Source organism: Curtobacterium sp. MCLR17_031, from assembly GCF_003234775.2.
Lineage (GTDB): Bacteria > Actinomycetota > Actinomycetes > Actinomycetales > Microbacteriaceae > Curtobacterium > Curtobacterium flaccumfaciens.
The window spans coordinates 277468-302610 of the sequence record NZ_CP126270.1 but is presented as its reverse complement, the minus strand read 5'-3'; the positions used below and the strand labels follow the sequence as shown (position 1 = coordinate 302610).

The 25143-nt window shown below is 70.8% G+C and carries 24 protein-coding genes; 5 read left to right on the top strand and 19 right to left on the bottom strand.

Going from position 1 to position 25143, the window contains the following annotated elements; all coding sequences use genetic code 11:
* Positions 1–6: 6 nt before the first annotated feature.
* A complete protein-coding gene (locus DEI96_RS01550) occupies positions 7–804 on the top strand; it encodes an L-threonylcarbamoyladenylate synthase (RefSeq protein WP_111024562.1) in 798 nt (265 codons plus the stop codon).
* A gap of 20 nt (positions 805–824) precedes the next feature.
* Positions 825–1325: a hypothetical protein gene (locus DEI96_RS01545; RefSeq protein ID WP_258372952.1), complete on the top strand. Its 501-nt coding sequence runs from the start codon at positions 825–827 to the stop codon at positions 1323–1325.
* 52 nt (positions 1326–1377) lie between these two features.
* On the opposite strand, the gene DEI96_RS01540 is transcribed toward DEI96_RS01545, so the two are convergent.
* The 6 genes from DEI96_RS01540 to DEI96_RS01515 all read right to left on the bottom strand — a co-directional run bounded on the left by DEI96_RS01540 (position 1378) and on the right by DEI96_RS01515 (position 5049).
* The gene (locus DEI96_RS01540; protein WP_111024561.1) at positions 1378–1797 is read right to left on the bottom strand and encodes a Rid family hydrolase; all 420 of its coding nucleotides are present in this window, start codon (positions 1795–1797) and stop codon (positions 1378–1380) included.
* 42 nt (positions 1798–1839) lie between these two features.
* Positions 1840–2529, bottom strand: coding sequence for a hypothetical protein (locus tag DEI96_RS01535; RefSeq protein WP_111024560.1), 690 nt, complete (start codon positions 2527–2529; stop codon positions 1840–1842).
* A complete protein-coding gene (locus tag DEI96_RS01530; RefSeq protein WP_071404793.1) occupies positions 2526–2720 on the bottom strand; it encodes a hypothetical protein in 195 nt (64 codons plus the stop codon). The genes DEI96_RS01535 and DEI96_RS01530 overlap by 4 nt, the downstream gene beginning before the upstream one ends.
* Before the next feature lie 207 nt (positions 2721–2927).
* The gene (locus tag DEI96_RS01525) at positions 2928–3227 is read right to left on the bottom strand and encodes a Dabb family protein (RefSeq protein ID WP_181440582.1); all 300 of its coding nucleotides are present in this window, start codon (positions 3225–3227) and stop codon (positions 2928–2930) included.
* A gap of 57 nt (positions 3228–3284) precedes the next feature.
* Positions 3285–4172, bottom strand: a complete 888-nt coding sequence (locus tag DEI96_RS01520) for an SDR family oxidoreductase (protein ID WP_111024558.1) — start codon at positions 4170–4172, stop codon at positions 3285–3287.
* A 145-nt stretch (positions 4173–4317) separates the two neighbouring features.
* Complete coding sequence (locus tag DEI96_RS01515; RefSeq protein WP_111024557.1) at positions 4318–5049, bottom strand: S1 family peptidase; 732 nt, start codon at positions 5047–5049, stop codon at positions 4318–4320.
* A gap of 199 nt (positions 5050–5248) precedes the next feature.
* Here DEI96_RS01515 and DEI96_RS01510 point away from each other — a divergent pair, with 199 nt between their 5' ends.
* On the top strand, positions 5249–5962 hold the full coding sequence (locus DEI96_RS01510) for a GAF and ANTAR domain-containing protein (protein WP_111024556.1): 714 nt from the start codon (positions 5249–5251) through the stop codon (positions 5960–5962).
* Here the strand turns inward: DEI96_RS01510 and DEI96_RS01505 are convergent.
* From DEI96_RS01505 to DEI96_RS01495, 3 genes are all read right to left on the bottom strand, one after another.
* Positions 5959–6963 (bottom strand): diacylglycerol/lipid kinase family protein, encoded by a 1005-nt coding sequence (locus DEI96_RS01505; protein WP_111024555.1) that lies wholly within the window; start codon positions 6961–6963, stop codon positions 5959–5961. The genes DEI96_RS01510 and DEI96_RS01505 overlap by 4 nt on opposite strands.
* A gap of 49 nt (positions 6964–7012) precedes the next feature.
* Positions 7013–7189: a hypothetical protein gene (locus tag DEI96_RS01500; RefSeq protein ID WP_181243008.1), complete on the bottom strand. Its 177-nt coding sequence runs from the start codon at positions 7187–7189 to the stop codon at positions 7013–7015.
* A gap of 61 nt (positions 7190–7250) precedes the next feature.
* The gene (locus DEI96_RS01495; RefSeq protein ID WP_111024078.1) at positions 7251–8402 is read right to left on the bottom strand and encodes a fatty acid desaturase family protein; all 1152 of its coding nucleotides are present in this window, start codon (positions 8400–8402) and stop codon (positions 7251–7253) included.
* Positions 8403–8568: 166 nt separating this feature from the next.
* Between DEI96_RS01495 and DEI96_RS01490 the strand changes: the two genes are divergently transcribed.
* Positions 8569–9306 carry a GAF and ANTAR domain-containing protein gene (locus DEI96_RS01490; RefSeq protein ID WP_111024077.1) on the top strand — a complete coding sequence of 246 codons (738 nt, stop codon included), beginning with the start codon at positions 8569–8571 and terminating at the stop codon, positions 9304–9306.
* Between the two features lie 33 nt (positions 9307–9339).
* Here the strand turns inward: DEI96_RS01490 and DEI96_RS01485 are convergent, their stop codons facing one another.
* From DEI96_RS01485 to DEI96_RS01465, 5 genes are all read right to left on the bottom strand, one after another.
* Entirely contained in the window at positions 9340–12141 is a 2802-nt protein-coding gene (locus DEI96_RS01485) for an alpha/beta hydrolase (protein ID WP_111024076.1), read from the bottom strand.
* 123 nt (positions 12142–12264) lie between these two features.
* Positions 12265–12666, bottom strand: a complete 402-nt coding sequence (locus DEI96_RS01480) for an HIT family protein (protein WP_111024075.1) — start codon at positions 12664–12666, stop codon at positions 12265–12267.
* 100 nt (positions 12667–12766) lie between these two features.
* Positions 12767–14020: an ice-binding family protein gene (locus tag DEI96_RS01475; RefSeq protein ID WP_146246928.1), complete on the bottom strand. Its 1254-nt coding sequence runs from the start codon at positions 14018–14020 to the stop codon at positions 12767–12769.
* Between the two features lie 335 nt (positions 14021–14355).
* Positions 14356–16491 (bottom strand): Ig-like domain repeat protein, encoded by a 2136-nt coding sequence (locus DEI96_RS01470; protein WP_111024073.1) that lies wholly within the window; start codon positions 16489–16491, stop codon positions 14356–14358.
* A 138-nt stretch (positions 16492–16629) separates the two neighbouring features.
* The gene (locus DEI96_RS01465) at positions 16630–17916 is read right to left on the bottom strand and encodes a HupE/UreJ family protein (protein ID WP_111024072.1); all 1287 of its coding nucleotides are present in this window, start codon (positions 17914–17916) and stop codon (positions 16630–16632) included.
* Between the two features lie 122 nt (positions 17917–18038).
* On the opposite strand from DEI96_RS01465, the gene DEI96_RS01460 reads away from it, so the two are divergent.
* On the top strand, positions 18039–18755 hold the full coding sequence (locus DEI96_RS01460; protein WP_111024071.1) for a type 1 periplasmic-binding domain-containing protein: 717 nt from the start codon (positions 18039–18041) through the stop codon (positions 18753–18755).
* 15 nt (positions 18756–18770) lie between these two features.
* Here the strand turns inward: DEI96_RS01460 and DEI96_RS01455 are convergent, their stop codons facing one another.
* The 5 genes from DEI96_RS01455 to DEI96_RS01435 form a co-directional block, all read right to left on the bottom strand.
* A complete protein-coding gene (locus tag DEI96_RS01455; RefSeq protein WP_111024070.1) occupies positions 18771–19694 on the bottom strand; it encodes an ROK family protein in 924 nt (307 codons plus the stop codon).
* Positions 19691–21376 carry a dipeptide ABC transporter ATP-binding protein gene (locus DEI96_RS01450; protein ID WP_111024069.1) on the bottom strand — a complete coding sequence of 562 codons (1686 nt, stop codon included), beginning with the start codon at positions 21374–21376 and terminating at the stop codon, positions 19691–19693. The genes DEI96_RS01455 and DEI96_RS01450 overlap by 4 nt, the downstream gene beginning before the upstream one ends.
* A complete protein-coding gene (locus tag DEI96_RS01445) occupies positions 21376–22269 on the bottom strand; it encodes an ABC transporter permease (protein WP_111024068.1) in 894 nt (297 codons plus the stop codon). Before DEI96_RS01445 ends, DEI96_RS01450 begins: the two co-directional genes overlap by 1 nt.
* Positions 22266–23225, bottom strand: coding sequence for an ABC transporter permease (locus tag DEI96_RS01440; protein WP_027467218.1), 960 nt, complete (start codon positions 23223–23225; stop codon positions 22266–22268). Before DEI96_RS01440 ends, DEI96_RS01445 begins: the two co-directional genes overlap by 4 nt.
* A 96-nt stretch (positions 23226–23321) precedes the next feature.
* Positions 23322–25115, bottom strand: a complete 1794-nt coding sequence (locus DEI96_RS01435) for a peptide ABC transporter substrate-binding protein (protein ID WP_111024067.1) — start codon at positions 25113–25115, stop codon at positions 23322–23324.
* Positions 25116–25143 lie beyond the last annotated feature (28 nt).

Genomic DNA, 25143 nt, shown 5'->3' with positions numbered 1-25143 from the left:
ACGGGCATGAACGACGACACGCAGGTCAGCATGAACCGGGTGCACTGGGACGGTGGCGTGCCGCGCAGTGCGGTGGACGCGCTGCTGCACGACGGGGGGCTGGCGGTGGTCCCGACCAAGGTCGGCTACATCCTGATGACCTCGGACCGCGCGGGTCTGGAGCGGAAGTTCGACGCGAAGGAACGCAACCGCAACAAGCCGGGCGTCGTGCTCGTGAGCTCGCTCGAGATGCTCCGGAGCATCGCGCAGCTCACCCCCGAGATCGACGCCCTGTACCAGCGGTGCTGGGACGAGGACGTCCTGCTCGGGTGCATCCTGCCCTGGAGTGACGCGGGTCGAGCGGCACTGCCGGCGGACGGCTCCGACGAACTCATGATGGACACCCGCGGAACGTCCTGCTTCGTCATCAAGTTCGGCGTCCCCGGTGAGCTCGCCGCCCGCGAACTCTGGACCGAGCACGGCAAGTTCGCCTTCGCGAGCTCGGCCAACCCGTCCGGTACCGGCAACCGTGGCGTGGTCGACGGCATCGGCGAGCGCATCGCCGAGCGTGCCGACGTGATCGTCGAGGCGGACGACTACGTCGCGTCCATCCAGCCGGAGCAGAGCGCCGAGACCCGCTACGAGCAGGGCGTCATGGTGTCGATGGTCGACAGCACCGGAGCCCTGATCCCGCTGCAGGACGGACGCCGATCGGTCGTCCCCGCACCGACGCTGATCCGCAAGGGGCTCGACGTCGACCGGATCATGGGGCTGCTCGCGGACACGTTCACGAGCTGGGACTACCGGCAGGGTGAGTACTACTGAGCCCGCACGAGAGGACTTCCGTGGGCCGGAGCCGCCTGTCGCGTGAGGACGCCTCGAGCCGCATCACCGCGTTCGTGTACGGCAACATCGTGATCCTCGGCACGATCGCACCCATGGTCCCGGACACCGCCGAGAGCGGTCGGGGGCTCTGGTACGTCCTCGCCACCGCGTTCTCGACCTTCCTCGCACACACCTTCGCCGAGTCGGTCGGTCGACGTGCGCGGAGCGACCACCGCCTCACCGGGGAGACCGTCCGCGACGAGCTGCGAGATTCGCTGCCCATCCTCACCTCCGGTCTCCTGCCGGCTGCCGTCCTCGCCTACGCCTGGCTGACCGGCACGTCCGGGCTCGCGGCCGAGATCATCGCGATCGCGTACCTCGTGGTCCGGCTCGCCCTCCTCGGGCCCGTCGTGGCCAGGCTCCGCGGGGAGAACCCGTCCCCGCGGACGTTCGTGGCCGGCCTCGTCCTCGCGCTCGTCGGTGTCGGCATCGCGCTGGTCAAAGCGGGTCCGGGCTTCTGAGGCGAGCGAGCGCGGGAGCGCGCGAGCGCGGGAACCTCGACACCTCGCGTCGTCAGGTGGGCTCACCCTCGGCGACGGCCGCGACGGCTTCGATCTCGACCAGTTGGTCGTCGTAGCCGAGCACCGTGACGCCGAGCAGGGTGCTCGGCACGTCGTGCGCGCCGAAGGCATCGCGCACCACCTGCCATGCGGTGACGAGGTCGGCCTGCCGCGAGGACGCCACGAGCACCCGGGTGCTCACGACGTCCTCGATGGACGCACCTGCGGCACGCAGCGCCTCCTGCATCGTCTCGATGCACCGGGCAGCCTGGCCCGCGTAGTCCCCCACCGCCGCCGTGGACCCATCCGGTTCGAGCGGGCAGGCCCCGGCGAGGAACACGAGCCGGGTCCCGGCCGGCACGGTCGATGCGTACGCGTACTGCGCTGCATCGCTCAGGACGTCGGACCGGATGAGACGGACAGCGCTGGCCATACCGGTCATCCTGCCAGCAGCGACGTTCGACCCTCGGCGGCGTCAGGCGCAGTACTCGTACGGCAACTTCGCGACCGAGCCCACCCAGATCGCCCCCACGGTGGTGCCGTCCGTCCCGAGCTGGAACGTCATGTAGCGCCCGTCGGCCTGCACGCTCCACATCGAGTACGGCCCCTGGTCCTCACCGTAGGTGCCGGTGTACTGGAGGTCCGGGTACGCGGAGCGCACCTCGGTCAGGGGCGCTCCGATGCCGATCCCGGCGTCGGTCTCGGGCGAGTTCGTCGTCACCGGGTCCGACCCCACCCCACCGATGGTCACCCCGGCGACCTTGCCGTCGCGGGGGATGACGATGAGACCGGGGGTGTCGGACCGCTCCCAGAACGTCGTCTCCGGGCTGGCCGGGCACGCATCCGTACTCCGGGAGTAGGCGGCTGCCAGGTCGTCGATCTCGCCCTGCACCGGACCACCGAGGGCGATCGGTCCGACCTCGTCGGTCGAGATGGTCCACGTCGCGGGGTCCGACAGGCTGAAGGCCGTGTCCGTCGCGGTCGGGGTCGCAGCCGGGGTCGGAGTGTCGGGGTCAGCCGGCACCTCCGGGGTCGCGGTGGCAGTCGCGGTCACGGTCCGGGTCGGCGTCGCGGCCGGTGAGCCGGAACAGGCGGTCAGCGCCATCGCTGCGATGAGCCCGAGGGCCATCCCGGCGGTCCGGGCCGTCCGGGCGGTGCCGTTCACGCTGCCCCCGCCGCACTGCGCCGCTGCCGGTCAGGCGGGAGCTGGGGGCCGGGTTGCTGCACGGTCCTCCAGCTGCCGATCCGCGGGTCGAGCCGGACGGCGTCACCGCATTCGTCGCAGTGCGCCGCTCCCGCCTCGCCGAGCAGGATCTTCGCGCCGTCGTGGACGAACGGGTTCGGGTTGCCGGGCATCGTCTGTTTCCCTCCGTCGGCGGATGTCGAAGGGTCCCCGCCCGCAGGCGGGGACCCGACCGGCGCGCGCTCCGGAGAGCCGCAGCGCCGGCCGATGACCCCCGCGCCGTTGCGATGGCCGATCCACCGTACGTCGAGCCTCCACGAGGAACGGAACCCCTCGTCCCCCATCGCAACCAGAGCGTTACACAGCTTCCGGCGCAGCGATCAGTCGGCGTCCTCGATGTCGAACACGACGACCCGCGCACTCGCCGCACCGATGACCTCGGCCACCGGCCGGTGCTCCGGGTGCGGCAGGTACCCGGCGAGCGCGGCACGGTCGCGGAACCGGACGACGAGCATCCAGTGGAACCCGCCCTCCAACCCCTCGGTGCTCACGCTCGTGCCGGCCTGCACCGACTCGACCCCCTCGACCCGTGGCAGGTGGTCGCGCGACAAGGCCGTGGCCTCGGACGACCGGTCCTCCCCGTCCCACTCGACCAGCACGGTGTGCGTCACTCCGGACACGTGGTCCCCTTCCTCGAACGCAAGAACGCGAAAACGCCAAAAGCCCAGAACGGCAGATCAGAACGCCGGCGTCCCGCCCGCGATCGTGATCGTCGACCCGGACTGGTAGCTCGACTCCGGGCTGACCAGGTGCACGTAGGCGGCACCGAGCTCGGCGGGCTGACCGGGACGGCCGAACGGCGAGCTCTCGCCGAAGTGCGACACCGTCTCGGCGTCGTCGGAGCCCGGCTGCAGCGGCGTCCACACCGGCCCCGGCGCGACGGAGTTCACACGGATGCCCTTCGGCGCGAGCTGCTGCGCGACGGCCTCGGTGAAGAGCTTGATCGCGCCCTTCGACACGGCGTAGTCGATCTTGTCCGGCGAGGGCGTGGACGCCTGGATCGAACCGGTCGTCACGATGGTCGAACCGGGCTCGAGGTGCGGCACGGCGGCCTTGGTCAGCCAGAACAGCGAGTAGATGTTCGTCTTGAAGGTGGAGTCGAACATCGAGGTGTCGAGCGTGAGGATGTCCTCGTTGCTCTCCATGCGCCCCGCGACCATGACCAGGGTGTCGAGGCCGCCGAACTCGTCGACGCCCTTCTGCACCAGGTCCGTGCAGTACTGCTCGTCGGAGATGTCGCCGGGGAACAGCACGGCCCGACGACCCTCGGACTCGAGCAGGTCGCGGACCTGTTCCGCGTCCTCCTGCTCGTCCGGCAGGTACGAGAGCACCAGGTCCGCGCCTTCGCGCGACAGGGCGATGGCGGCGGCACGGCCGATGCCGGAATCAGCACCGGTGACGATGCCGCGGTACCCCTTCAGCCGTCCGAGCCCTGTGTAGCTCTCCTCGCCGTGGTCGGGCTTCGGGTCCATCTGCCACGCGGCGCCCGGCAGCGACTGCTCCTGCTTCGGGTACGGCGGTGCCGGGTAGAGGGTGTTCGGATCGCGCTTCTCGTACTGGCTCATGGCCCCACTGTCGTCGCGGCGCCCGCACGGGCGCTCAGCTGGTGGGTGACGGACGCCGAGCAGGCGGTCCCGGTTCTGGAGACGGGTGGTGACGGACTGGAGGCGCGGTGCCAGCTGGCACCGCGCCTCCCGTCCGTCAGGTGGTTCAGACGCCGGCCGTGGTCCGGATCCAGGACGAGGCCTGCGACAGCAGGGCGTAGTTCGAGCCGGCCTTGGTGTTCGCGCCGGGGTCGGCGCTGTCGCCGGTGGAGCAGACGGCGACGACCTTGCCGTTGACGAGCAGCGGGCCGCCCGAGTCGCCGTGGTTCGAGGCACCGGTCACGCCGGTGAGGTGCTGGGCACGACCGTTGAAGGCGTCGGTGCTCGCGCCGGTGAGCGAGACCGTGGCCTGGTACAGGCCGTCGGACTGGGTCGCGTTGGCACGCAGGCCGTAGCCCTGGATGGTGCCGGTGCCGCTCGACTTGGCCGTCGCGGTGAGGTCGAGGGGTGCGTAGGTGGACAGCGAGTAGGCGGTCCGCAGGTGCACGAGCGCGATGTCACCCGCCGGCGAGGCGCTGACGCGGTCGACGGCGACGGCCGTGCCGCGGTTGACGGTGGAGTTGGAGTGGTAGACGTTCATCGCACCGATGCCGTCGATGCAGTGCCGGGCGGTGAGAATCCACGAGGCGTTGAGCTGCTCGCCGGTGCAGTTGCTGACGTAGCCCGAGGGGATGCTCCCGCCGGAGGCTTCGAGCTGCACCGCCCACGAGGTGGTGGGGGCCTTCTGGCCGCCGACGACCTTCGTGCTGACGGGCAGCGCGGACGCGGGCGAAGCGGCGAACACGCCGGCGGTGATGACGGCGACCGCGGCGAACGCGGCTGCGATGGACTTCTTCATGACGACTCCTCTGTCGGTGAAGCACCTGCCAGTTGCTTTGTGCAACTGATGCGTCATCCTGACCCCCTGGCCAGGGGTCGCACCAGTCCGCACTTCGACGGACGCGGCTCCCGGAAGGGCCGTCGCGGGCTTGCTGGCGGTCGTCCGCTACGCGAACTGGCTGGGCCGTGCGCCATCGGTCTGGTCGTAGCGTCGAAGCATGACGACCAGTGACGCGATCAGCCTGCCGGATCGGTTGGTGCCGGCTCTGGACCCAGACCTCGAGGTGCTCGACGCCATGGACCGGGTCATCGCGGCGTGCGTGGAGGGGACCTCGGCGACGGAAGCCGGGGTCGTGCTCGCGGACCGGTCCGGCGTGCTGCAGGTCGTCGCCTCGACGAGCGAGCGCAGCAGCGAGGCCGAGGAAGCGCAGCTCGGGACGGACGAGGGCTCGTGTCTCGACTGCTACCGGACCGGGAAGACCATCGACGTGCCCGACGTGTCGACCCATCATGCGGAGTGGCCGGCGTTCTCGGAGACGATGCGCGAAAACGGGCTGCACGGCACGTTCGCCGAGCCGATCCGCCTGCGGGACCGGACCATCGGCTCGCTGTGCGTCTTCGCCGACCACACCCGCGGGCACAGTGACCAGGACGTCGTGCTGATGCAGCTGCTCGCCGACGCGGCTTCGGCTGCCCTCGTCCGGCAGCGTGACCGCGGGGTGTCGACCACGATCGAGGAACAGGTCGAGGACGCGCTCGAGGCCCGGGAACTCCTCGAACAGGCCAAGGGTGCACTCGCGTACCGACGGGGCATCCGGATGGACGAGGCGTTCCAGATCCTGCGACGTGCTGCTGCCGGTGCGGGCCGCGGGATCCGGGCCATGGCGGAGGACGTCGTGCACCGGGGCGCCGACCTCGGCAGCACCGGCTAGGCCCGTCGGGTCCGCGGCCCGTCCGGCTCCGTCCGCAGCACCAGGCCGTGGTGGTCGGTGGTGAGCGTCACCGCGACCACCTCGCCGAACGCGTCGCCGTCGAGCTGCACACGCTCCGGGGTGTCGACGGTCAGCCGCAGCGTCCTCGCCCGCGTATACCGGAGCGCACGCGAGGTCGGCAGCACCCGCGCCAGGAGTCGCCCGAACCGGGTGCGCGCGAAGAAGCGGTTGAGCGTCAGGGCGTACCCGACCTTGGTCCAGCCGAACCACCCGGCCGGCCGGAACGCCACGGCGTCGAGGATGCCGTCGTCCGGTCGGGCCGCGGGCAGCAGCAGGATGCCCGCGGTCAGGGTGCCGCAGTTCCCGACGATGATCGTGTGGGCGCTCATGCTGCGGAGTGGGCCGTCGTCGATCCCGTAGTGCACCGGGATCTGCCGGTTGCCGATCACGGACCGGGCGATGGGATCCGAGTAGGCGACCCATCCGAACCGCTTCTTCACCCACGCGTTCGTGTCCGCGGCCATGCTCGCATCGAGCCCGATGCCGGTCATCACCAGGAACGCGTGCGACGTCGTGGTGCCCGCCGGGTCGGTCAGGTCGGCCAGCCCGACGTCGATCGGGCGGTCCGTCCCGCTGAAGCCCGCTCGAACCGATCGCACCAGGTCGCCGAGGGGCAGACCGAGGTTCCGCGCGAACAGGTTCCCGGTGCCGCTGGGGAGGAGCGCCACCGGGATCCCGGTGCCGCGGAGTTCCGCGGCGACGACCCGGAGCGTGCCGTCACCACCGGCGACGAGGACGACGCTCGGGTGGGCGTCGCGCGCGTCCCGGGCAGCCGCCCGTCCGTCGTCGTCAGCGCTCGTCTCGAACCAGAGCGACTCGACCCATCCGTGCGCGCGCTCCTCGGCGCCGAGGACCGCTCGGAGGCGGGCCTGGTCGATCTTGGTCGGGTTCACGACCACGGCGGCGCGCGGCGGGCCGGGTTCGTTCGGGGACGTCGGCATGCGGTCGGTGTGGGGATTCCTGCTGGTGGTGCGCTTCGCCAGTGGCGGACTAGTTGGTCCGGCCGGCGTTGCGGGCCTTGTTGCCGCTGCGGCGGACGGCGCCGAAGACGATCGTGCCGAGCAGCAGGACGATGCCGATGATGCCGAGCCAGAGCAGGCCCTGCAGGGCGAAGCCGACGATGGACAGGACTGCCCAGAGGACGACGAGGACGATGACGGTCTTCACGGTGGTGGTTCCTTCGGTGGGGTGTGGTGCCTGCGGGGTGGGGTCGGGCGGGGTGGGCGTGTCAGTGGATCCGGAGCTCGGTCACCATCGGGCAGACGAAGGGGTCGCGGGCGGCGAGGCCGACGCGGTTGAGGTACCGGACGACGATGCCGTAGGAGCGCAGCAGCGTGGTCTCGGTGTAGGGCACGTCGAGGGTGTCGCAGTGGTCACGCACCAGCAGGCGGGCCTGCTTCAGCGCCGGACGCGGCATCGACGGGAACAGGTGGTGCTCGACCTGGTAGTTCAGGCCGCCCATCAGGAACGAGACCCACCAGCCGCCACGGATGTTGCGCGAGGTGCGCACCTGGCGGGAGAAGAAGTCGACCTTCGCGTCGTGCGCGATGGTCGGCATGCCCTTGTGGTTCGGGGCGAACGAGGCACCCATCATCACGCCGAACACGGCCAGCTGCACGCCGAGGAACGCACACGCCATCCCGAACGGCAGGAACCAGAACACCACCGTCAGGTAGATCGCAAAACGGGCAACGAGCAGGACGCCCTCGAGGATCCGCCCCCGGACGTCACTGCGCCCACCCGTCCCGCGGAGCACCGACATGACGGCGGCCCGGTGCAGGTTGATGCCCTCGAGCGTGAGCAACGGGAAGAACAACCAGCCCTGGTACTGCACGAACACCCGGAGCGGCCCGTTCTTGACGGCGGCGGCGTCCTCGGGCAGGAACCGGATCACGTCCGGGGCGATGTCCGGGTCCTTGCCGACGGTGTTCGGGTTGCCGTGGTGACGCGTGTGCTTGTTCATCCACCACGAGTAGCTCAGGCCCACCAGGAACGTCCCGACCCAGCGGCCAGCACGGTCGTTCCACTTCTGGGACGCGAACACCTGACGGTGCGCGGCCTCGTGCGACAGGAACGCGAACTGCGTGAACAGCACACCCAGCGCACCGGCCACGATCAGCTGGAACCACGAGTCCCCCAGGAACGCGAACGCGACCCAGCAGGCGGCCGTCGCCACGACGAGCGCGGAGAACAGCGCCCAGTAGAACCCCCGACGGCGCTCGAGCAGCCCGGCTTCCTTCACCTGCGCCAGCAGTGCGGAGTACGACGAGGTGCCGCCGGTCCGCGGCCCGGCCGGGGAGCCGGTCTTCCGGTAGCCGCCGGTGAGGGGTTTCGAGCTGGTCTCCCGCTGCGGGCTGGTACCGGCGTGCTGCGTGGTCATGGATTCCCTGGTCGTCATCGGAATGGAGGAACGTTCCGGCGGCCGGGGTCTGGGGCTGCTGGTCCAACGCTAGAGCCGCCGCGCTCCTCGGTGCAAGCCACAGGTCCGCGTGTCTGCTGCTCGACTACGGTTGTCCCGCCTGCTCGACGGAAGGACCGCTCCCCACATGACCGAGGTACGCGAAGCACGACTGGTCGAGACGTTCGTGACCCTCACCGACAGCCTGGTGGCGGACTACGACGTGGTCGACGTCCTGCAGACGCTGGTCGACCGGGCCGTCGAGCTGTTCGACGCCGCCGCGGGCGCCATCCACCTGCTCGACAAGCACGACGAGCTGCGGGTCGTCGCCTCGACGAGCGAGCGCAGCAGCTTCATCGGTCTGCTCCAGCTCAACGCCGGCGAGGGGCCCTGCATCACCGCCGTGACCACCGGCCGGTTGGTGACCTCGGAGAACGCGGACGACCTGCGGCAGCACTGGCCGCGGTTCGCCGAGGCATCGCGGGCTCGCGGCTACGCGGGGGTCCACGCCATCCCGCTCCGGCTGCGGGACACCACGGTCGGGTCGCTGAACCTGTTCCGCGAGACCGAGGGGGCGCTGAACGGAGCCGATGCCCGAGCCGCGCAGGCCCTCGCCGACGTGGCAACGATCAGCCTGTTGCAGCAACGGACCCTCGAGCACGCGACCCTCACCGCGGAGCAGCTCCAGCGTGCGCTCGACAGCCGCGTGGCCATCGAGCAGGCCAAGGGGTACCTCGCACGTGCGGCCGGGGTCGACGTCGAGGAGGCCTTCGGCATGATCCGTCGCTACGCACGTGCCACCCAGCGCTCGCTGAGCCAGGTCGCCGCCGCCGTGGCGCGCGACGACGTCCCGCTCGCTGACCTGATCGGGGCCGGAGCGTCCTGAGGGTTCGCTCGGGACGCTCCGGCCCGCGCACGGCTACTTCGTCGTCGTGAAGGTGCCCCGGGCCCGCTGGTCCGAACCGTAGCCACGGGCGTGCACCACGTGCGTGCCCGGCGCCAGCGCCGCCACGGCCTTCGTGATCTTCAGGCGGACCTTGCCGTCGGCGTTGGCCGTCGTGCGGGTGGCCCGACCGCCGTCGATGCTGACGGTGACCGACTCCCCGGCACGGAACCCCGTCGCCGAGATCGCGACCTTGGCACCCTTCCGGCTGCTCGTCGGCGTGACGGCGATGGCCGTGCTGGACGCCTGCGCCTCGGCGCACGCGTCACCCGGGGTCCCGACCGCCGGAGCGGACGCGGTCGGCCGTCCGTTCACGCTGCGCACGCCGTCGTCCTCGCGGATGCGCATCGTGCCGACCGAGTCACCGATCACCGAACCGCCCTGGGTGTTGCTGAGGGTCATCGCGTAGTCCGACGTCCGCGAGAACGACGGGGTACGGTCACCGTTCACCGAGACCGCGACCGTGCGGCAGACCTCGCCGGGTTGGAACGTGACGGGCTGCACCGCCGGGCGGATGCGCCCGTCGTACGCCTGGTCGAGGTCGAAGGACACCGTCGTGGCCTGCTCGGCCGGTCGGGAGAGCACGACCGCTGCCCGGACCACCGTGCGGGTGCGACCCTCGTCGACGAACCGGTCCGCGATGCGTGCGGCGGGACGCTTCGTGACCGCCGGGGTGCCGAGGGTCGCAGCGGGCACGAGCGACAGGTCGCTCAGCAGGACCCCGCTGTTCTTCTGCGGGACGTCGATCGTCACCTCGCGCACCGACGTCAGGTCGATGCCGGTGAACGTGTCGAGGGGGATGCGCGCCTGCTGCAGGATCGTCTTGCGCGGGGCCATCCGGGTACCGGGGAGCAGCTGTCCGGCACGGCTGGTGTCGGACAGGCGGCGGGTCGCCACGGCACCGGTCGCGTCGCGGAGGGTGATCGAGACGTTCGCGTTCGTCGTCGCGGTGTCGTCCGGGGTCAGGCGGAGCGACAGCGCCTGGAACCCCGTGAAGTCACCGGCCGCCGGAGCCACCGGGACGTGCACCTGGCCGCCGGTCGCCGCCTTGGTGGGCGAGACGTGCAGGGCGGGGGTGGCCGGCACCGACGACGCCAGGTAGGCCGGGGTGTAGTCCGGGGCGTTGGACGAAATCGAGACGCACGCCGGCAGGATCTGCTTCGCGGGCAGGTTGTCGGTGCTCGCGCAGGTCTTCGCCGTCAGGGCACCGGTCGTGGTGATCGCCGGGTTCGCGGTGTCGAACAGGGCGAGGTCGCGCCGGCTCGCGCCGGGCTGGGAAGCGCTCACCCGGATGTCGGCCGTGCCCAGGGCGGCGGGCTGGCGGTTGGTGCCGTCGAACATCGGCAGGAACTGCTGCTCACCGTCGAGCGTCAGGCGGAAGAAGCCGCTGATCAGGCTCGTGCCGATGGCGTACTGCCGGTCGGACGACAGCCGCGTGGTGTGTTTCGCCTTCGCACCGCAGACCGCGTCGGACTCGTCGTACCAGTCGTCCGACGACGCCTTCGCGTACTTGCCCGGCGTCCACGTCGTGTTGAAGAAGTTGTGGTTCGCACCCATCACCAGCACCGAGGAGCGCAGCACGTCGTCCCCGAAGGCAGTGCGGGAGTCGTCGTAGAAGTGCTGTCCCTGCAGGTCGGACACGTCGCCGTCGCAGTACGGCAGGACGACCGCCGTGTTGGTGTCCGGCAGGGTCATGCGCCCGAAGTCGGTCGGTGCCAGGGGCAGGACGGCACGGATGCCGAAGGGGTTCGTGCGCTGCGTGTTGAGCAGGGCCGCGCGGACCACGCCGTCACCGCCGCGTGAGTGGCCCATGAGGCCGACGTCCTGCAGGTCGAGCTTGCCGGTGAGCAGCGGCGAGAGCCGGGGCTCCTGCCCGGCGTCCGCCCGCTGCAGCAGGCTGAGGTGGTCGAGGACGAGCTGCCCGCGGGCCACCGCCCCGCCGTCGTCCGAGTAGCTGCCGTCGAGGGCGTTGATCGCGTTCGCGGAGATCGACACGACGACGTTGCCGTGGCTGGCCAGCGCGGTCGCCGCCGCGTTGTAGCCGAGGTAGCTCGGGATGTCGGTCTGTCCCTTCCCGCACGGCCACGCCTTCGGGTTGTACGTGCCGCCGTAGCAGGCCTCGTGGCGGCCGTGCAGGAACACCACGACCGGGCGCTTGCCCGGGGCGTCCTTCGGCACGAAGACGGCGGCACGCATCTCGCCCTTGCGCCCGAAGCCCTTGATCGTCTCGGCTTCGTTGCCCAGGTCGTAGTCGGCCCGGGTGACCGCGTACTGGCCTGCGGACGCCGGGTCGTCGGTCAGGGGTGCCGGGGCTTCGCTCGGCGCGACCGTCTGCGGCGCGGTGGCGGCCTGCCGGTTGCCCTGCAGGTCGGTCTCGCCCGTCCACCCGAGCTCGACGCTGCGGGCATCGGCGACCGCGGGATCGGTCGTGGTGACCGTCAGCTGCCGCTGGTCGAGGCTCGTCTGCGCGACGCCGATGTCGGTTCCGTCCACGAGCAGGACGGGGGCCGCCGCCCGGAGCGGCAGGGGGACGGCGAGGGTCAGGACGACGGTGTACCCGCCGTCGGTCGGCGTGACCGTCCAGTCGTCACCCTGCGCGACTGGCGTGCCCGGCGTCGTGATCGTGGTCGTCCCCGTCGCGGCGGTGGACCCGTCGCCCGGTGCGGCCGTGGCCGGCAATGCCGCGATCGTGCCGGAGACGGCGAGCGCCCCGGCGATGAGTGTCGAACACGCGATCTGCAGCGCGATGGTGGAACGGCGTCTCGGCGAACGGTTCACGTCGGATCTCCCCTGGTGCGACGGGCATGCGCCACCGCACGCTCCGTCGCCAACAGTAGGGAGCGCGCTGCTCACCGCGGATCGTCCTGGAGGATGAGGTGGCGGCTCAGTCCCTGAGGGTCCTCACGGGAGTGACGGCCGGGTGCCGGGCGAGTAGTACCCCCGGCCCGGCACCGTGTGCCGGATGCCGCCGGCCGGGTCCGGCACGTCGCCGCCGTACCGCGGGATCACGTGCAGGTGGGCGTGGAACACCGTCTGCCCGGCTGCCGCGCGGTCGTTGAACCCGACGTTGTACCCGTCGGGTCGGTACCGGTCGTCGAGCACCAGCTTGAGTGCGCGGACGAGCCGCGTCATCGCGGCGACCTCGTCCGCGGTGGCGTCGAACCACGACACCACGTGGCGCTTCGGGACGACCAGGCTGTGCCCGGGCGAGACCGGGTTCACGTCCAGCAGCGCGACGACCAGGTCGTCCTCAACGAGCCGGGAGGCCCGTGGCACGTCGTCGAAGACACAGTCGGTCCGCATGCCCCCATGCAATCGGGCACGTGGACCGACCGCAAGGCCGGTGACGGCATGCAGATGGCCCCGCGACCAAGGTCGCGGGGCCATCTGTGGTGCGAGTGGATCAGATTCGGCCGACTGTGCGGCGACGACGACGCAGCAGGACCATGAGGGTTGCACCCGCGGCGAGCAGTGCGGCGGCGATGCTCAGCGGGACGGTCGGGTCCGAGCCGGTGAACGCGAGCTCACCGGTGGGCTGGTCGGTTCCGCCGCCACCGCTACCGCCGGCGCCTGCTGGGCCGCTCGGGGTTGCGGTGGGCACCACTGCAGGTGCCGTCGGGGTGGGTGTCGCGGTGGGCACCGGTGCCGGGGCGCGGACCGTGATGGTGACCGTCTGGGTGTCGTCCGGGGTGGTGCCGTTCGATGCGGTGATCGTCACGGTCGAGGTGCCCGGGGTGGTCGGGGTGCCGGAGATGACGCCGGTGGTGCTGTCGATCGTCAGGCCGTCGGGCAGGCCCGTGGCGGTGAAGGTCGGGTTCGGGGTACCGGTCGCGGTGACGGTGGACGAGTAGGGCACATCCACGGTGCCGTCGGACGGGGTGCCCGAGGTGATGGTCGGCGACTCGGACGGCGTGCCCGGTGCGGGGCAGCCGTTGGAGGCCGTGATCGTGTTGGTGTCGAGGGTGACGGCGCCGGTGCGGGCCAGCAGGCGGCCCTGCACGGTCGCGCCGGTGGTGGCGGTCACGGACTGCTGCGCCAGGACGGTGCCCTGGAACTGGGCGCCGGTGCCGACGGTGGCGGAGCTGCCGACCTGCCAGAACACGTTGCACGAGCTGGCGCCGCCGGTGATCACGATCTGGCTGGCGGACCCGATGGTCAGGGTCGACGCGGCCTGGAACACCCACACGGAGTTCGCGCTGCCGGCCAGGGTCAGCGCACCGTTGTTCGCCAGGGCGAGGGCGCCGCCGGAGTACACGCCGGGTGAGAGCGAGAGGCCGTTCAGCTCGGTGAGACCGGTCTGGGTCGGGGAGAGCGACGCGGCGACGTTGTAGGCGGTGGTGGTGTCGCGCTGGGCCTGTGCGGCCGCGGCGTCGGTCTGGTGCGTGGTGCCGTTGACGACGCCGTTCGGTGCGCCGCCGAAGCCGGTGATGGACGTGCCCGGCGACAACCCGAGGTCGCCGTTGATCACGGAGGGGCCGGTGTTCGTGACCGCGCTCGCGCCGAGGACGCCGTAGGTCGATGCGGTGCCGAGGTTGACCGGACCGTCGATGACCGTGGCGGCGGATGCTCCGCCCCCGGTCCCGAGGGTGATCAGTGCGGCGACGGCAGCCGCCGAGATGACGAGGATCGAGCCTCGTCGGGATTGGTGAGTGTGCACGGCCAGCCTCTGCCTGCAGGAGAGGCGAGGGGTCGTCGGCGACGAGCGCGCATTCTCGGAGACTCGAAGTATGCGCTTCCGCACAGCCAGGACCTAGGAATGTCTGCACATCCGGTCAAAGCCTGACAATCGGCCTGGATCCCAGCTGGATCGGGGGACGCTGGCGCATGATCACCACAGGTTGACCGGACGCTCTCACCAGCGGCCGGGTTGGGAGTTCGGGTCTCCCGTCAGCCGGTGCGGCGCCGGTCCCGGGTAGGACCGGTCGCCCACCCCCGGACACACGGCGAAGGGCCCCGCGATCGAGATCGCGGGGCCCTTGCTGGTGCCGGGTGCTACTTGATGACGACCTTGATGGTCGGGCTGGTGCTCGTGGTGAGCTCCGAGGTCCCGGCGAAGACGGCGTGCAGGTTGTGCGTGCCCTTCTTCAGCGGGAGCTTCGAGGTGACCACGCCGTTCTCCACCGTGACGGTGGCGAGGCGCTTCGACCCCTGGTAGATCCGGGCGGTGCCGTCGACGCTGAAGCCGGTGGCCTTCACCTGGACGGTCGCCTTGCCGCCGCTGTACTTGATGGCGGTGCGGGACGGGGCCTTCTCGACGGTGACCGTCATGGCCTTCGCCGTCTTCGAGTCCGTTCCCGAGTACACCGGGTCCGCGTTGACGAACGAGGCCGTGACCGCGTGCTTGCCGATGGCGAGCGTCTTCGGCAGCGTCATGCTGGCCGCGCCGTCCTTGACCGGGGCGGTGCCGAGGACCTTGCTGCCGTCCTTGAACGTCACGGTGCCCTGCTGGGTGCCGATGCCACCGGCGATGGTCGCGGTGACCGTGGCCGGCTTGGCGGTGCCGTAGGTCTGCTCGGCGGCCGACGCGGTGAGCGTGGTGGTGGTCGTCGGCAGCGTGGCGTGCAGGTTGAACTTGTCGACCGTCGAACCGATCGCAGCCGGGTCGGCCGTGGCCGTCGGCTGGAGCGTCACGCCGCAGCTGTCGACCTTGCCGTGCTGCACCGCCGAGTTGAGCGTGGTGCAGTCGCTGGCACGGATGTTCTCGACGGCGAGCTTGTCGTCGGTGACCGAGACCTTCACGAAGGTGCGGACGTGCTCCTGGTTCTCGACCGAGTTGGCCCAGTGACGCTCACCCTTGGGGTCCAGCGGGTCCGCGCCGTAGCCGCTCTGCGTGGCGTCCGGGGTGGTGAGGTCGTAGTACTTCGAGCCGGAGGCCGAGTTCGCCGTCATGTAGATGACGCCGCCGGGGCCGGAGAAGACCTCGGGAGCAGCGGGCTGCTCGTTGACGTTGGCCTTCTTGCCGTTCTTGATCGCGTAGCTGCGCGAGTAGGAGTGGTCGTGGCCCTGCAGGACCAGGTCGACACCCATGTCCGAGAACGACCGCGTGAAGTCGAACCGGCGCTGCTGGTTGTCCTTGTCGTTCGCGTGGTCGGCCGGGGAGTAGATCGAGTGGTGGTAGACCAGCGTCGTCCACTTCGCGTCGTCGCCGTAGCGGTTGATGACGTCGCGCACGTAGTTCACGTGGGCAGCGTCCGAACCGGCCGCGTAGGCGTTCGAGTTGATGTCGATGAACAGGACGCCCTTGTACATGTACCAGTAGTCGCCACCCGAGTTCGCGGTCGTGTTGCCGCCCGGGTAGAAGTCCGGCACCTTGAGGGAGTTCGGCACCTGGTTGTGCTGCTCGTAGGCCTTGCCGCCCACGTCGTGGTTGCCGATGGTCGAGGCCCACGGGTAGCGCTTCAGCACGTCGCTGCTGTCCGCGAACGCGCCCCACTCGTACTCGTTGTTGGCGTGCTCGACCTGGTCGCCACCGGAGACCAGGAGCTCGGCGTCCGGCTCGGTCGACGTGGCGTACTTGAGCGTGTCCGCCCAGCCGGCACCGTCGTCGTCCGTGAAGCCGGACGAACCGATCTGCGGGTCACCGAAGAACAGGAAGTCGAAGTCGCCGGAGAAGCTCTTCGTGGTGAAGGTGTACGACGCGGACCAGGCCGAGCCGTCCGCCGCACCGACGTGGTACGTGTACGAGGTGTTCGGCTCGAGGGCCGAGATCGTCGCGTGCGCGTTGATGTAGCCCGACTCGGCGGCGATGCCCGGGATGCTCTTGGTGTTCGAGTCGGTCGCGCTCGAGTCGGCTGCGGTGTTCGCGGCCTCCGAGGCGGCGACCGTCTGCTTGGCGTCCGTGAAGACGCCGTCCGTCATGGACGCGGTCTTCTGGATCTCGAGCGACTGCGCGACGTTCGTGGGGAAGTACCACGAGGCGATGCGCTGGCTCTCGGTCGCGCCGACACCGAGCAGGATGTGGATCGGGCCACCGGTCGAGATGTTGGTGGTGGGGGTGTTCGTCGCGGCGGTGGCGGCGTTCGTGCCGACCATCGAGGCACCGGCGATGAGCGCGGCCCCGAGGACGGCTCCGCAGACGCGGAGGGTGGTGGTTCTGCGCCGGGTAGTGGCGCCGGACAGGAGACTCATGTTGGTCCGTTTCTCAGACGTGGGATGGTGCAGCACGGAAGACTCTGCATGCACTGCAAAACGTCTTGGTAAACGCTGAGTGACGGTTCGTCGCTGTTCAGGAACGAACGCGACTCGTCAGCGGGTCCGAGGCGAGCGTCAGCCCGCCGCGAGCCGCTCGACGAACCAGATCATCCCCATCACGAACACACCGGCGGTCACGGCGCCCGTCACCCAGAGCGACACCCGGTGCGCCTTCCGCCGCAGCAGCGAGAGCGGCGGGAACACGATGACGATGATCGCGAGCTGCACGGCTTCGATGCCGACGTTGAAGATGAGGAGCGAGACGAGCAGCTGCCACGAGAACGCCTCGTGGATGCCGAGGGCCCCGGCGAACCCGAGCCCGTGGATGAGCCCGAAGGCGAAGACGACGGCCAGGCGGGTCCATCCGGCGCGGTCGAGCGAGAAGTGTCCGTGCTCGCCGACCACCAGTTCGTCGGCCCGCGATCGACGACGCCAGAGCCGCCACAGGTACCAGCCGGCGACGGCGGCGATGGACAGGGCGATGAGCGGCTCGACGACGATCGCGGGCGGGCTGACCACACCGAGGGCGGCGAGGATGAACGTGATCGAGTGGGCGATCGTGAACGCGGACGCCGTGTAGACGACCTCGCGCAGGCGACGCGACCCCGCGATGAGCGCCACGAGGAACAGGATGTGGTCGATCCCGGTCAGCAGGTGCTCGGCGCCGAGCCGGAAGAACTCCCAGAAGCGCTCACCCGCCGACTGCTCGGTCGAGAACGTGCGCTGCGAGGCGTCGAGGGTGGCCGAACCCGTCCGGTCGTCGACGTCGTAGGTGACGATCGTCTTGGTGTCACGCACGAAGGTCTCGTCGTCGGGGAAGAGCTCCGACGACACCACGTGCCCGGACTGCGTCTCCGACGGTTCCGGGCAGGCGAAGTCCGCGGTCACGTGGGCGTACGGCACCTCGTCCTGCAGGTCGACCGTGACGGTGTCGTCGAGCGTGCCCGTGCAGGCCTGCCCGCCGGCTCCGGTCACCCGGAACCGGTCGAACACGTACTTCCCGATCGCGTCGGTGTGCGCCTCGGCAGCCGTCACCATCCCCGGGAAGTCCCCGTCGTCCCAGGCCCGCTGCCCCTGCTCGTGCAGCGCGTCGTCGTGCTCGCTCGTGGCCACCGAGACGAGCATCAGGTCGTACTCGAGCCCGAGCTTCGCCTGCACGACGGTCGGCTTCGTGGACGTGACGTCGGCGTAGACCACCGAGCTGAAGCCGTGCGCCGACGCCGGTGACGCCCCCGCGAGCACGCCGATCACGACCACCCCGAGCAGCACGAGCGCGGCGACGACGCGTGCGACGAGCGCGAACAGGGGGAAGGAGCGGGCAGGGCGGGCGCGCAGGAGCGCGGCGGTGGTTCCGGAGGGCACGCGCAGACGATCCGGCCCGCAGACGACCTGCAGGTGAACAACCGGTGACCAGCAACGGGACGGCGGTCGGACAGGTCCCCAGACCGGCCCGGCGCGGCCGTCGGGCGTGCTTGCATGGTGCCGTGATCCGCCCCGCCACCCGGACGACCGTCCTGTGTACCGCCGTCGCCCTCGCCGCGGCCGGCACCGCTCTGCTGGCCGGCTGCTCCAGGACGTCGGACGGCGCCACCGGCGGCACCGGCCCGACGGCGACCGCGTCGGCGCACGCCTCGGCCGGGGTCCTGGGCACCGGGTTCTCCGACCCCGACCAGCCGCCGGCACCCGAGGCCACCATCCACCCGGAGCCCGGTTCCTGGTCCGGGGTGCACGCCCCCGCCGGCTACGACGTCGTGCTGCTCTCCGACGCGGGTGACGCCGCCGACGCTCCGACGCGGACCCTGCTCGACGCCGTCGAGTCGTGGGCCGCAGACGAGGACGTCACCGTCACCCCCGTCTCTGCGAAGGGCCCCGACGACCGGATCGCCGCGGTCCTGCGCGCCGTCGACGCCGAGCCCGACCTGGTCATCACCGTCGGCAACCACATGGTCGACCCGCTCGCGGCGGTCTCACCGACCGCGCTCCACCAGCAGTTCCTGGTCGTCGGCGCCGAGATCGCGGAGCCGACGTCGAACGTCACGGCGGCGGACTGGACGGGCGGCGGGTTCCGCGGCGAGGGCCTCGGTCCGTCGAGCCACTACGACCCGGAGACCTTCACCGAGGACCGCGCGGCCCGTGGCCTGCGCGCCGGCCTCGCCGCCGTGCTCCACGACCTGCGCGGCATCGTCGTCTGGGTGCCCTGACCGGGCGCTCCCCCGCTACGCGGTCTCCGGCTCCAGCACGCGCGCTCGCACCTGCGCCGCTGCGCCGAGTGCCACGGCGTCGGACCCGAGCGTCGACTGCGCGAGCCGGATCGTCGCCCCGCTGACGGGTGGTTCCGCGGCGATCGCCGCCGAGATGGCCGGTTCGAGCAGGTCCCAGGACCGTGCGATCCCGCCGCCGATCAGGACGGTGGTGACGTCGAGGATCCCCGCGGTCAGCAGTGCGGCCCGCGCCAGGCCCCACCCCGCGGTGGCGAAGACGGCGGCCGCGTCGGCGTCCCCGCCGCGTGCGGCGACGGCGACGTCCCGTGCCGAGAGCATCCGCCCGGAGCGTTCGGCGTAGCGGTCGGCGATGCCGCGCGCGCCCGCGATGGTCTCCAGGTGTCCGGTCTGCCCGCAGGTGCACCGGGCATCGCCGAAGCCGGGGACGTGGCCGATCTCACCGGCGGCACCGCGCGGGCCGGCGAAGAGCCGTCCGTCGAGCACGAGCGCGCCGCCGACGCCGGTGCCGAGGGTCATCCCGAGCACGTCGGACTCCCCCACGACCGCGCCGGTGGCGATCTCGCCGAGCAGGAACGCGTTCACGTCGTTGTCGAGGGTCGCGGGGACGCCGAGGGCGCCCGTCACCGCCCGGGTCACGCCGTACCCGGCCCAACCGGTGAACGAGTTGCCGGTGACCAGGACGGTCCCCGTGGTCCGGTCGACGACGCCGGCCGCGCCCACCCCGACACCCGCCAAGGAGGCCCGGTGCGTGTCGAGCAGACCCGTCACGGCCCCGAGTGCCGCCGTCACGATCGCCGCCCCACCCGCGTGGGCGGGCGTCGGCAGGTCGAGGCGGTCGATGACCTCGAGGTCGGGCGTGGTCAGGACGACCTTCGTGTTGGTGCCGCCGACGTCGACCCCGGCCAGGACCCGGGTCACGCGGTCACCGCCGCGAGCGAGGCGAGGCGCTCCGTCCGACGCTGCCGTTGCAGCACGGGGTCGGGCACCGGTACCGCGGCGAGCAGGCGACGGGTGTAGTCGGTGGTGGGGTGCAGCAGCGTCGTGCCGGTGGTGCCCTGCTCCTCGACGACGCCCTGGCGCATCACCACGACGCGCTCGGCGAAGTGCTGCACGACGGCCAGGTCGTGCGAGACGAACAGGCACGCGAAGCCCAGGTCGTCCTGCAGCTCGCCGAGGACCTCGAGCACGGTCTCCTGCACGCTGACATCGAGCGCCGAGGTCGGTTCGTCGGCGACGAGCAACCGCGGTTCGAGCACCAGCGCCCGGGCGAGCGAGACCCGCTGGCGCTGCCCGCCGGAGAGCTCGCGCGGGGCACGGGACGCCAGGGTCCGCGGCAGCCGGACGGCGTCGAGCACCTCGTCGATGCGGCGACGACGATCGGCCGACGACATCCCGCGACGGTGCACGGCGAGGGGCTCAGCGATGCACTCGGCCACCGACATCCGGGCGTCGAGGGACGCCACCGGGTCCTGCAGCACGACGCCGATGCCGGAGCGGAGTGCACGACGGTCACGGCCCTTCGCGGTCCGCAGGTCCTGCCCGAACAGCGACACCGTGCCGGACGTCGGCTTGATGAGCCCGAGCGCCACCCGGGCCGCGGTCGACTTGCCGGAGCCGGACTCGCCGACCAGGCCGACGGTCTCACCGGCGTGCACCGCGATGTCGATGCCCGCGAGCGCGTGGACGGCGCGCGCCCCGCGCCCGAACGTCACCGAGACGTCCCGCAGGTCGACCACCGGGGCCGCACCGGGCCTCCCGGCCGGCTCGGTCTCCGCGTCGGTGACGGGAGCCGACGGACGGTCCCCCGCCACGTCGAGCCGCGGCACCGCGGCGAGGAGCCGCCTGGTGTACTCGTGCTCGGGACGGAGCAGGACGTCCTCGACCCCGCCGGTCTCGACGATCTCGCCCTGGAGCATCACCGCGACCCGGTCGGCGAAGTCCGCGACGACCCCCATGTTGTGCGTGACGAGCAGCACGCCGGTGCCGGTCTCGACGGCGAGCGCGCGGAGCAGCTCGAGGATCTCGGCCTGCACGGTGACGTCGAGGGCGGTGGTCGGCTCGTCCGCGATGAGCAGCTTCGGGGCGTTCGCGATCGCCATCGCGATGACCACGCGCTGGCGCTGCCCACCCGACAGCTGGAACGGGAACGAACGGGTCCGGGACTCGGGGTCCGGGATGCCGACGCGACGGAGCAGGTCGACGGCCTCGGCCGCGGCGGCGGACGCGGAGACGTCTCGGTGGTTCCGGATCACCTCGGCGATCTGGGCACCGACGCGGGTGAGCGGGTCGAGCGCGGTCGCGGGCTCCTGGAAGACCATCGAGACGGTCGAGCCGCGCAGGGCCCGCAGCGCGGGTTCGGGGGCGCCGACGATCTCGTGGCCGGCGACGACGGCGCTGCCCGAGGCCGTCGCGTTGCCGGAGAGCAGCCCCATCGCGGCGAGGGCGACGGTGGACTTGCCGGAGCCCGACTCGCCGACCAGGGCGAGGGTCTCGCCGGGGGCGACCGACAGGGACACCCCCCGCACGGCGTCGACGGTGCCGGACTCGGTGCTGAAGGAGACGCCGAGGTCGGTCGTCCGCAGGATCGGTTCGTTGGTCATCAGCGGCCCCGTACGTCGAAGGCGTCCCGCAGTCCGTCGCCCACCGCGTTGAACGCGCAGACGACCAGGATCACGGCCAGACCCGGCGGCACGATGAGCCACCAGCGTCCGGAGTAGGCGGCGGTGAGTCCCGCCGAGAGCATGCCACCCCAGTCCGTCGCGGGCGGCTGCACGCCGAGCCCGAGGTACGAGACGTAGGCGACCAGCAGGATCGCGTCGGCGACCTGGAACGTCGCCGCGACGACGATCGTCGACACCGAGTTCGGCAGCAGGTGCTTGCCGATGGCGCGGGCGTGCGAGCCGCCGATCGCGCGCAGCGTCAGGACGTAGTCGCGGTTCTTGAGCGTCAGGGTCTCGGCGCGGATCAGGCGGGACGGCACGAGCCACGACACCAGGCCGAGGATGACGATGAGGCCGCCGACGCCGGGGTTCGTGATCGCCGAGATGACGAGCAGGATGAACAGGGCCGGGATCGCGATGCCGGCGTCGACGACGCGCATCATCAGGGCGTCGACCCAGCCGCCGACATACCCGGCGACGGAACCCCACAGGGTGCCGACGACGGTGGCCAGGACCCCGGCGGCGATGCCCACCATCAGGGAGACCTTGCCGCCGTACATCAGGCGGCCGAGGACGTCGTGGCCGACGGCGTCGGTGCCGAGCCAGTGCGCGGCGCTCGGGCCCTGGTTGGCCTGCTCGAGCAGCGTGTGGGTCTGGTCGGTCGGGTACACGAACGGGCCGACGAAGCAGAACAGCACGATGACGACGATCAGGGCGAGGCCGATCACGGCGAGGGTGTTGCTCCGGAACCGGCGGGCGGCGAGCCGGAACCCGGTGGCCGCGACGGTGACGGGGGCGCCCGGGGCTTCGGGGGCCATCTGGACGGCGGTCATGCGCGGCTCGCCTTCACTCTGGGATCGATGAGGGACTGTGCGACGTCGGCGAGCAGGGTACCGATGACGGTCGCGATGGAGATGACGAGCACGCAGCCGAGCAGCGTCGGGTAGTCGGAGGACTGCGCGGCGTTCCAGAACAGCAGCCCCATGCCGGGGTAGTTGAACAGCTGCTCGGTCACCAGGGCGCCGCCGAACAGCACCGGCAGGTAGTACCCGAGCATCGCGACGACCGGGGTCAGCGAGTTGCGGAACACGTGCCGCCGCAGGATCGTCGCGGTCGAGGCGCCGCCGGCACGGGCGGTGCGGACGTAGTCCTCCTGCAGGTTCTCGAGCGTCGAGGCGCGCATGTACCGACTGAACACCGCGATCATCGCGAGGGCTCCGGTCACCACGGGCAGCACGAGTCCGGCGGGGTCCTGGAACACCTCGGCCAGGGTGGTGCCGCTCGGTGCCTGGGACGGCAGCCACGGCAGCTGCTGGCTGAAGACGATGATCAGGACGAGGCCCAGGAAGAACGCGGGCGTCGAGTAGAAGACGAAGGCCAGGGCGGTGGCGGCGTAGTCGACCGCACCGTTGCGGCGGGCCGCCTGGAGCATCCCGACCGGGATCGCGACGACGAGTCCGAGCACCGCGGAGATGCCGGTGAGCACGAGGGTCTTCGGCAGGCGCTCGGCGATGAGCTGCGAGACCGGCTCGTTGAGCGTGTACGAGGTGCCGAGGTCGCCGGTCAGCAGGCGACCGAGGAACCGCAGGTACTGCACGGGCAGCGGCTGGTCGAGTCCCTGCGCCTGGTTGAACTGGGCGATCTGCGTGGGGGTCGCGGAGACGCCGAGCACGCCGCGGGCGGGGCCGCCGGGCAGCGCGTGCAGCAGGCAGAACACCACGACGGTGACGATGAGGATCACCGCGAGCGCCTGCAGGACGCGCCTGGTGAGGTAGAGAGCTGTGGTCATGCGGGTTCCGATGGTCGGTTCTTGCGTGAGCCGGGGCGGAGGCGCGGTGCGGGTCGGGCCCGCACCGCGCCTCCAGGCCGTGGTCGCGTCAGCGACCTACTTGGTCCACTTCCACTGGGCCGGGTGGAAGTTGGCGAGCGAGTCCTGGTCGAACCCGGACAGGCCCTTCTTGACGACCGAGATCTGGTAGTCGGGGCTCGGCAGCCAGATCACCGGCAGGTCCTTCGCGACCGCGGCGCTGTAGTCCTGCACGGCGGTGGCGTCGGTCGAGGTGGTGGTCGCGTCGATCAGGGAGTCGACCTCCTTGTTCGAGTAGCTGCCGAAGTTCGCCGAACCACCGGTCTGGAACAGCGACTCACCGGTCGGGTAGGCCGGGAAGTACCAGCTGCCCGCGGTGCCGAAGAACGACAGGTCCCAGTCGCAGCTGGCCTCGTCCGAGGTGCAGGTCGGGGTCTGCGACAGCACGCTCGACACCGGCGCGGTCTTGATGGTGAAGTCGATGCCGGTCTTCGCGAGCGAGGACTGGATCGCGCTCATCATGTTGTCGGTCACGGTCGAACCGGACTGCGACAGCACCTGCATCGAGAACTTCGTGCCCTCCTTGACACCCTCGCCGCACTGGCTGGCGGACGTGCCCGGGTCGGTGCAGACCATCGTGCCGCCCTGCTCATCCCAGCCGTGGCTGGTCAGCAGGTCCTTGGCCTTCGAGGTGCTGAACGGGTACGGGTTCGACTTCTGCACGTCGGAGACGTAGTCGGACTCCTGTGCCTGCGGGATCGGACCGTAGGTCGAGGTGGCGGTGCCGTTGAAGACCACCTTCGACAGCGACGTCTGGTCGATCGACATCTGGACGGCCTGACGGGCGTACAGCTGCTTGAAGACGGCGCCCATGTCGGGGTTGTTGAAGTTGTACGGCATGTACGTGATCGCCCAGCCGGTCCACGGCTCGACCTCGTAGCCCTTCCCGGTGAAGGACGCCTTCTGGTCCATGTCGGTGGCGTTGATGTACCCGTAGTCGACCTCGCCCGAGCGGACGGCGTTCACCTCGGCGTCGGCCGTGGTGAAGGGCAGCAGGTTCACCGTCGTGATCGACGGCTTCTCACCACCGTCGTACTTCTTGTTCGCCGTCAGGGTGACCTTGCCGGCCGTGGTGAAGGTCTTGACCCCGTACGGGCCGGAGATGGTCTTCCACAGGTCGTCGGTGGCGTAGTCGGAGATCTTGCCGGCGGCGGTGTTGAGGTACTTCCACACCTGCTTCGCGCCGGCGGTGGTCTCGTCGGCGTCGGTCACCTTCGCGGTCGCGCTGGTCTTGTCCCACGCGTGCTGGGGCAGCGGGATGATGTGGCTCAGCTGGTTGGCGAGCATCCAGTCCGAGTTGTAGGCCTTGTCGAACGTGATGGTGAAGTGCGTGTCGTCGACGGCCTTGAACGAGGTCCAGTTGTCCGGTGCCTTGCCCTTGGAGTACGAGCCCCACTGGTCCTTGTTCGCCTTGATCAGGTTGAACCAGAACCCGACGTCGCGGCTCGTGATCGCCTCACCGTCCGACCAGTGCCGGTCGCCGAGCGTCATGGTCACGCTCTTGCCGTCGTCGGCGAACTTCGCGTCGGTGGCGACGGAGCCGGCCTTGTTCCACGCGATCTTGCCGGTGGAGCCGTCGTACGCGACGAGCGGCTCGTACAGCGACTGGGCGATGGAGCCGTTGTTCGTGTTGAGGTGCGCGGCGGTGCCGATCGGCAGGATCCAGTTCGGCGTGAAGTTGGCGGGGAGCGCGTAGTCGATCTCGTCGGTCGATCCCTGCGAGGCGTTGCCGCCTCCGGAACAGCCGGCGAGCAGCGCGCTCACGGCGATCGCAGCTCCGGTGAGGAGCGCCCAGCGACGGGGCTTGGACATGCGGTGTCTCCTTGTGCGAGGGACTTCG